This window comes from Rhodoplanes roseus, from assembly GCF_003258865.1.
Lineage (GTDB): Bacteria > Pseudomonadota > Alphaproteobacteria > Rhizobiales > Xanthobacteraceae > Rhodoplanes > Rhodoplanes roseus.
The window spans coordinates 1-8693 of record NZ_NPEX01000247.1 but is presented as its reverse complement, the minus strand read 5'-3'; the positions used below and the strand labels follow the sequence as shown (position 1 = coordinate 8693).

Annotated in this window: 4 protein-coding genes; 1 reads left to right on the top strand and 3 read right to left on the bottom strand. The window is 71.6% G+C overall.

What is annotated here, in order from left to right:
• Positions 1 to 62 precede the first annotated feature (62 nt).
• Both CH341_RS24550 and CH341_RS24545 read right to left on the bottom strand, forming a co-directional pair.
• Entirely contained in the window at positions 63 to 464 is a 402-nt protein-coding gene (locus tag CH341_RS24550) for an Hpt domain-containing protein (RefSeq protein ID WP_111421611.1), read from the bottom strand.
• Between the two features lie 452 nt (positions 465 to 916).
• A complete protein-coding gene (locus CH341_RS24545) occupies positions 917 to 1198 on the bottom strand; it encodes a hypothetical protein (RefSeq protein ID WP_210208597.1) in 282 nt (93 codons plus the stop codon).
• Between the two features lie 250 nt (positions 1199 to 1448).
• Here CH341_RS24545 and CH341_RS24540 point away from each other — a divergent pair, with 250 nt between their 5' ends.
• Entirely contained in the window at positions 1449 to 8459 is a 7011-nt protein-coding gene (locus tag CH341_RS24540; protein WP_111421610.1) for an apolipoprotein A-IV repeat region-like domain-containing protein, read from the top strand.
• Here the strand turns inward: CH341_RS24540 and CH341_RS35375 are convergent.
• The coding region (locus CH341_RS35375; protein WP_210208596.1) for a hypothetical protein at positions 8420 to 8693 on the bottom strand (274 nt) is incomplete at its 5' end. The genes CH341_RS24540 and CH341_RS35375 overlap by 40 nt on opposite strands.

Sequence of the window (8693 nt, the reverse complement as noted above, 5' to 3'; positions counted from 1 at the left end):
ATGTGAGGGGGGGAGGGGGGGCTCGTCCAGCTTCCTACTAGAAATGGGAGGCGGCGCGGCGGTTACAAGCCACCCCCCTGCCCCGCTTCACTCTGCCGCATCGATGCGATCGCGCCGTGCACGGCGGCGCCGGCCCGCGCCATCATGGCCAGCGGGTCGGCGAGGTCCGTTCCGGCCGCGACGGCGGCCTCGATGGCCTCGGCGGCCCGCACCACGCCCCAGGCGCCGACCCCGCGGGCGGAGCCCTTGAGCGTGTGGGCGAGCGTCGCCATGGCGGCCGGCGGCGCCGTGTCCATGCGGGCGACCAGGATGGCGATCTGCTGGTCGAACAGGTCGAGGACCTCGGCCTGCAGGCGACGGTCGCCGAGCGTCATCCGGAACAGGTGGACACGATCGATCGGATCCGTGTCCGCGAACACGGGCAGCGGCTCGGCTGGTGGCTCCAGCAGGAAATGGCTGTGCATGTGACGCCCCGGTCTTTTTTTCTGGCCGCACTGTGGACGCCAGTCCGTCACCCGCCGGTAAACGAAACGCCGCTTTCGCGGCTCCGTGGCGCCGGCGCAACAATCTGAGCTTTAAGGATAATCAATCGCGAAGCGGGCGGCCTGAAAACGGGGGATCCGGGGTTTTGCCCGGGAGCCGTGCTCTCGATCGTCGTCGTCCGCGCCGGCGAGGGCTTTTGCCTCATCTCTGCGTCGTCCCGGGGCGGCGCGTCAGCGCCGAGCCCGGGATCCATACGCCCTGCCTGTCGTGAGCCACCGGCACCGTGGCTATGGATTCCGGGCTCGCGGGCTACGCCCGCGCCCCGGAATGACCAGTTCTGCAAAGGCCTCGCCTGCGCGGAGCACGGCGGAGGCGAGGCTTCGGACGGACGATTTGCCCCGCGGCTCTTCGCCGGCGGGGACCGCCCCCGCCGTCAGGCCTTCGGCGGCTCCTTGCCGAGGGCGCGGTAGCCGGCCTCGGTCAGGCGGCACACCAGCCAGTCGGGCTTGAGCGGGTTGTCGAACCACGGCCGGGCCCAGCCGTGCGAGACGCAGGCCTCGACGGTCTTGCGCGGCACCGCGCGGCCCTCGGCGTCGAACAGCGGGAGCTTGCCGCCGGGCTCGCTCAGGCCGCGTTCCAGGTAGCGGCGCTGCGGCTCGGTCGGCCGCAGAGCCGCCGCATTGTCGCCCTCATGATGATCGGGGGCCAGAGGCAAGCGGTCGTCCGTCCGGAGTGGCACAGCGGGCATGGGCGCACCGTTAACGATGATTAAAAAGAGGTTACCAAACTTGGTTTCCTCGGGACATCCGGACCTCTAGGATAGCCTGACCACAGGGGGGAATCCCAGCGGCATTGTCATTCCCGCCTGCGGATCGTGGCCGAGACAGCGTGGGGTTGCGCCGCCGGTCACCGTTATCCACAGGGCCTCAGTCCTGTTCAGCGTAGCTTGCGAGGCGACGAGCGACATGGCGAACTATCCGAAAAAGGCCAAGGATCCGACCGAGGTCGCTCTGTCGGCGATCCAGGAGGCACTCAATGTGGGCGCCGTCTCGCCGGCCCCGACCTCGGCTTCGGACAGTCCTGCGATCCCGGCAGAGGAGCGGCGCGACCGGTCGCCGCCGATGGCGCTGGAGCCCCCTCCCGGCTTTCCCGATCCCGACCGGCAGCGGCGCGACGATCCGCTGACCGTGCCGGCCAACGACGACCGCGAGACCATCGGCCAGGTCCTCCAGTCGCTGCAGCGCCGCCCCGCCCGCACGCCCTACATGGTCGCCGCGCTGTTCAGCGTCGCCTGGGCGATCTCGGCGCTCGGCCTGGTGCTGGGCTACTCGGCCGAGATCGGCGTTCTGATGAGCCAGGGCGCCGTCGCGGTGCCGCTGCTGTTCGGCATCGCCTCCGGCGTCGCCGCCCCGGTCGTGTTCTTCTTCGTCCTCGCCAACATGGTGTCGCGCTCGCAGGAGCTGCGCATCGTCGCCCAGGCGATGGCGCGCGCCGCCATGCGGTTCGCCGAGCCGGAGAGCGTCGCCTACGACAGCGTCGTCAATGTCGGCCAGGCGATCCGCCGCGAGGTCGCCGCCATGGGCGACGGCGTCGAGCGGGCGATCGCCCGCGCGGTCGAGCTCGAGACCCTGGTCAACAACGAGGTGGCGGCGCTGGAGCGCGCCTACAACGACAACGAGGTGCGCATCCGCAACCTGCTGGACGGCATCGCCCAGCAGCGCGAGACCCTGGTCGGCGAGGCCGAGCAGGTGCGCAACGCCATCTCGGGCGTCCATCTCGACCTGTCGCACGACATCTTCACGGTCTCCGAGGTGGTGGGCGAGCGCGTCAGCGAGGTGGCGCAGCGGATCACCCGGGCGCTCGCCGACAAGGGCGAGCACATCACCCTGGCGCTCGGCACCGCCGGCGACTCGATGATCGCGGCGCTCTCCGAGCGCGGCGGCGACCTGCTGGAGCGCCTGGAGCGCACCAGCGACGAGGCGACCCGCGCCATCGAGGCGGTCAGCGACCGCCTCGCCGACAGCCTCAACATCAAGACCGGCCACCTCAACGACTCGATCGTCGAGATCGCCGACAACATGCAGGAGATGCTGGGCGGCCGCCTCGACCGCGTCGCCGACGACTTCGCCCAGAAGACCATCTCGCTGGTCGAGCTGATGGAGACCCGCTCGCGCGACATCACCACCATGGTGATCGAGCACACCGACGCGATCTCCGGCACCCTGGTCGACACGTCGAGCCAGATCGCCGAGACCATCGCGACCCGGGTCGACGAGGTGAACAACACCCTCAAGGCGACCGGCGACTCGATCGTCCTCGACCTCAGCCTGCGCGGCGGCGACATCGTCTCCAAGCTGGAGGAGACCGGCTCGGGCATCACCGAGGCGCTCAACGATCGCGGCGGCGACATCGTCGCGCGGCTGGAGGAGACCGGCAGCACCATCACGACCGCGCTCAACGACCGCGGCGAGACCTTCACGCGCACCATCACCGAGAGCGCCCAGGCGCTGGCCGACACGGTCGGCAGCCGCGGCGACGAGGTGCGCGAGCTGCTCGCCGGGCGGCTGCGCTCCTTCGAGGAGATCCTCACCACCGGCTCCGGCGAGCTCGCCGAGCAGCTCGGCTCGCGCGGCGACCAGGTCCGCGACATGCTGTCCGAGCGCCTGCAGGCGTTCGAGGAGATGTTCACCACCGGCGGCAGCGAGCTGGCCGACCGGATCGGCCGCGACAGCGCCACGCTGGCCAGCCTGATCACCCGGCACCTCGCCGAGTTCGATCGTACCGTGAAGACCTATGGCGGCGACCTGGTCGAGCGCATCGGCCACCGCACCCAGGAGGTCAACGACACCCTGCGGGTCTATCTCGACGGCTTCGACACCCGCGTCACCACCAAGTCGACCGAGGTCGCCGACATGCTGGAGAACCGCCTGGTGCGGTTCCAGGACGCCCTCGACCAGCGCACCCTGACCATCGGCGAGACCCTGACGACCCGGGTCGCCGACATCAGCAAGTCGGTGGGCGACAGCAGCAAGGAGGTGGTCGCCGCGCTCGACCGCCGCGTCGAGGCCATCACGGGCCTGATCAGCACCGGCGGCCAGCAGTTCATCGACACGGTCGGCGGCAAGATGAGCGAGATCGACGGGACGCTCGCGACCCGCTCGAACGAGGTGACGGCGGCGCTGGACAGCCGCATCGCCCGCCTCGAGCAGCTCCTGCTCGACCGCGCGGCCGCCCTCACGGGCGAGATCGAGACCCGCAGCCAGGCCGCCGCCGAGCTGCTGCTCGGCCGCGCCGAGAGCCTGACCTCCACGGTCGAGGCGCGCAGCAAGGCCGCGGCCGAGCTGCTGCTGGAGCGGGCCGAGACCCTGACGGGCGAGGTGGAGAACCGCAGCAAGGCGGTCGCCGACGCCCTGCTCGACCGCACCCAGGCGGTGACGCACGAGATCGAGATGCGCACCCGCACCGCGGCCGACGCCCTGCTGGGCCGCGTCGAGACCCTGACGGCCGACGTCGAAGGCCGCAGCCAGACCGCCGTCGAGAGCCTGGTGGGCCGCCTGGGCAGCGCCACGGCCGACATCGAGGGCCGCACCCAGGCGGTCGCCGACCTGCTGGTCGGCAAGCTCGGCAGCGCCACGGCCGAGATCGAAGGTCGCACCCAGGCCGTCGCCGACCTCCTGGTCGGCAAGCTCGGCACCGCCACGACCGACATCGAAGGTCGCACCCAGGCGGTCGCCGACCTCCTGGTCGACCGCATCGGCGGCGCCACGGCCGACATCGAAGGCCGCACCCAGGCCGTCGCCGACCTCCTGGTCGACCGCATCGGTGGCGCCACGACCGACGTCGAAGGCCGCACCCAGGCGGTCGCCGACCTCCTGGTCGACAAGCTCGGCACCGCCACGGCGGAGATCGAGAGCCGCACCCAGGCGGTCGCCGACCTGCTGCTCGGCCGCACCGAGACGGTGGCGAGCGACATCGAGACCCGCACCCTGTCGGCCGCCGACCTGCTGGTCGGCCGGATCGGCACGGCCGCGGCCGACGTCGAGCTGCGCAGCCGCGCTGCGGCCGATCACCTGCTCGGCCGCGCCGACAGCGTGACGACCGAGATCGAGCTGCGCACCCGCGCCGCCGCCGACCAGCTCGTCGAGCGCACCACCGTGGTGGCCAGCGGCATCGAGCAGTCCGCCGGCACGGCCGCCGAGGCCTTCGCCAGCCGGGTCGACCGGCTCGCCGGCGAGATCGAGGCCCGCAGCGGCAGCACCGCGACGTTCCTGTTCGACCGCTTCGAGGGCTTCGCCCGCGACATCGAGGTGCGCAGCAACACGGCCGCCTCGTTCCTGAGCGAGCGGATGGACTCGTTCGGCACCGACATGGAGACCCGCAGCGGCACCGTCTCGGCCCTCCTGGCCGAGCGCGCCGCCGCCGTCGCCCAGGCGGTCGAGTCCCGCACCGAGACGGCCGCCGCCCTCCTGGTCGAGCGCGCCGAGCGCGCCGCCCGGGCGATCGAGGACCGCAGCACCACGGCGACGGAGCTGCTCGCGACCCGCTTCGAGACGGCATCGCGCGACGTCGAGAACCGCAGCAACGCGGCGACCGAGATCCTCGCCACCCGGCTCGAGGCCGCGACCCGCGAGGTCGAGGCCCGCAGCCGCGAGACCACCGAGGCCCTGGCCGGCCGCATCGAGCAGCTCGCCGAGGCGGTGAAGTCCAACACCATCGAGGCCGAGCTCGCGCTCGAGCGGCTCACCACCTCGACCAGCGGGGCGCTGCGCAGCAGCGCGGCCGACGCCGAGTCCAGCATCCTGCGCGCCTCCGGCGTGTCCACCGACCAGCTCCGCGCCGTCGTCGGCGAGATCCAGGAGCTGCTGACCACGGTGTCGTCCGGCGTCGCCGGCAGCCTGAAGCAGGACGCGGTCGACCTCGAGCGGCTGCTCAGCACCACCTCGTCGGCGGTCAGCGGCACCCTCAAGCAGGACGCCGCCGAGATGGAGCGCCTGCTCCGTTCGCTCTCGGCCGGCCTGAGCAGCACGCTGCGTCAGGACGCCGCCGAAGTGGAACGCGCGCTCGCGACCGTCACCGAAGGCGTCAGCGGCACGCTGCGCGAGGACGCGAGCGAGTTCGAGCGCACCCTCACGGCCCTGTCGACCGGCATCAGCAGCCGGCTGCGCCAGGACACGGCCGAGGTCGAGCACGCCCTCACCGGCCTGTCGACCGAGGTCAGCGGGACGCTGCGGGCCGACGCCGCCGAGGTGGAGCGCACGCTCACCACGGTGACGACGACCCTCGCCGACACGCTCAAGCGCAACGCCGCCGAGGTCCAGCAGTCGCTGGTCGGGCTCGGCACCGACGTCGCCGCGACCTTCGTCGGCAAGGCCGAGGAGATCGCCGGCGCCATCGAGAACCGCTCCGGCGAGCTCAACCGCGTGCTCGACGAGAAGAGCAGCGGCCTCCTGTCGGCCATGACGGCGAAGGGCAACGAGTTCACGGCCGGCATGGGCCGGGTCACCGACCACGCCGTGAAGTCCATCGAGGCGAAGGCCTTCGCCTTCACCCAGACCATGATGGACAACTCCAACGAGCTCGCGCGGGTCATCACCGAGGCCAGCGTCAAGGCCACCGACACGGTCAACAAGACCCTGAAGGACCTGCAGGACACGTCGCGCGGCGCGGTCACCGACTCGGCCGCGGCGCTGACCAAGCGCATGCAGGATTGGCAGGAGATCACCAAGACGACGGTCGCCCAGTCGTCCGCCGGCCTGACCCAGAAGCTGCAGGAGCTGCAGGAGCAGACCAAGGCGACGGTGGCGCAATCCACCGCGGTGCTGACCCAGAAGGCGCAGGAGCTGCAGGACGCGACCAAGGCCGTGGTCGGCCAATCGACCGCCCTGCTCGCCCAGAAGTCCCAGGAGCTGCAGGAGGCGACCAAGATCGCGGTCGGCCAGTCCACGGCCCTGCTGGCCCAGAAGACCCAGGAGCTGCAGGACACCACCACCCGGCTGGTCGGCCAGTCGGGCAACGTCCTGGCGCAGAAGACGCAGGAGCTGCAGGAGGCGACCCGCGCCGCCGTCGAGGAGTCGACCGAGGCCGTGACGGCCCGCATCGAGGAGCTGCAGGAGACCACCACGCGGCTGGTCGGCCAGTCCGGCACCGCCCTGTCGCAGCGGGCCCAGGAGCTGCAGCAGGCGACCCGCGTCGCCGTCGAGCACTCGACCGGCGCCGTGATGGCCCGCATCGGCGAGCTGCAGAAGGTCTCCGAGGAGGCGATCGAGCAGTCGAAGCAGACCGCGGTCGCCACCGTCTCGGAGATCCTCGAGACGCACGGCATGCTGCGGTCCGACACCACCGCGCTGTTCGAGCGCCTGCGCGACGCGAACAGCCTGATCCAGGAGGTTCTCGGCGGCGCCCAGGACAATCTCGGCGCCATCGAGCAGGGTCTGTCGTCGCGGGTGACCGAGTTCGTCACCACGATGAACGAGCTGCTCGCCCGCACCAACCAGACCACCGACCGGGTGCACGAGCACATCGGCTCGTTCCAGGACATCAGCGGCAAGGTGATGACCGAGCTGGGCGACATCGTCACCCAGTTCGACAGCCACGGCCGCTCGCTGACCGAGATGGTCGACCTGATCGAGGGCTCCAACCGGCGCAGCGAAGAGGTGCTGGGCGAACGCCGCAGCGAGCTCGAGACCATCGTCACCACGCTCGACAGCCGCACCGAGGATCTCGACCTCCGGCTCAAGCGCTTCTCGGATCTGCTCGAGGAGTCGCTCGGGGCCGCCGAGGGCCGGGCCCGCGACATCGCCCGCATCGTCGCGGAAGCGAGCTCGCAGGGCGCGCGCGCCATCGCCGAGAACCACGAGCGCGTCCGCTCCACCGCCGAGGAGGAGCGCCAGCGCACCGCCGACAGCCTGCGCGGCGTCTACGAGCAGGCCTCCAACGAGGCGCATGCGCTGTTCCGGCAGACCGCGAACGAGGCCGAGTCGATGCTCCAGGGCGCGACCGAACGCTTCACCGAGGTGCTGCAGGGCATGAAGCACATGACCTCGGAGATGCAGCGCGAGCTGGAGGGCACCCGGCAGGAGCTGCGCCGCGGCATCCTCGAGCTGCCGCAGGAGACGGCCGAGAGCGCGGCGCAGATGCGGCGCGTCATCGTCGACCAGATCGAGGCGCTGGCCGAGCTCAACCGCATCGTCGCCCGCCACGGCCGCACCATCGACACCACGACGACGGCCGAGCCGGCCCGCCGGGCCTATCGCGAGGAGCCCGTGCTGGCGGTCGCCGCCGGCGGTCGTGACGTGGCACCGCCCCGCGCCGTGGTGCGCGAGGCGCCGCCCGCCCCGCGCGCCGAGGTGCCGATGGGTCCGCCCCCGGCCCCGCCGCAGCAGTCGGCCCGCCGCGTCGTCGAGCGCAATCCGGAGCCGCAGAACGCCGCTCCGCCCACCGCGCCCGGCAATGGCGGCCGCGGCGGCTGGCTCTCCGACCTGCTCACCCGCGCCTCGCGCGAGGACGACGACCAGGGCGCGCCGCAGACCCTGCCCCGCGGCGGCGAGGATCGCGGCAACGGTCCCGCCCCGCGGCAGGACCTGCGCCAGGAGGGCCGAGGCGAGGGCCGAGGCGAGGATCGCAATGCGCGCTACACGATCGAGTCGCTCGACGCGCTCTCGGTCGACATCGCCCGCATGATCGATCACGACGCGGCGGCCGAGCTGTGGGACCGCTACAACCGCGGCGAACGCAACGTGTTCACGCGGCGGCTCTACACCATCCAGGGCCAGAAGACCTTCGACGAGATCCGCAAGCGCTACCGGGCCGACCGGGAGTTCAAGCAGACCGTCGATCGCTACATCGGCGAGTTCGAGCGGCTGCTCGAGGAGGTCTCGCGCAACGACCGCGGCCAGGTCGTCGCCCGCACCTACCTGACCTCGGAGACCGGCAAGGTCTACACGATGCTGGCCCACGCGGCCGGACGGTTCGAATAACAGGCGTCGAAGAAGAACAGGACCACGACGAAGGCGGCGCCCCCGGGCGCCGCCTTTTTCTTTTGCGCGACGACAAATGGCCCGCGGGGCGCAGCATCACCCTCGGTGCTCGTGCCCCGGACGAGGCACAGCAGGCGGCAGGCCTGGTTCCGATGACACCGACCCGGAGCCGTCATCCTGAGGTGCGAGCGCAGCGAGCCTCGAAGGATGCGGCCCCGGCGTCGCGGCAGCTCC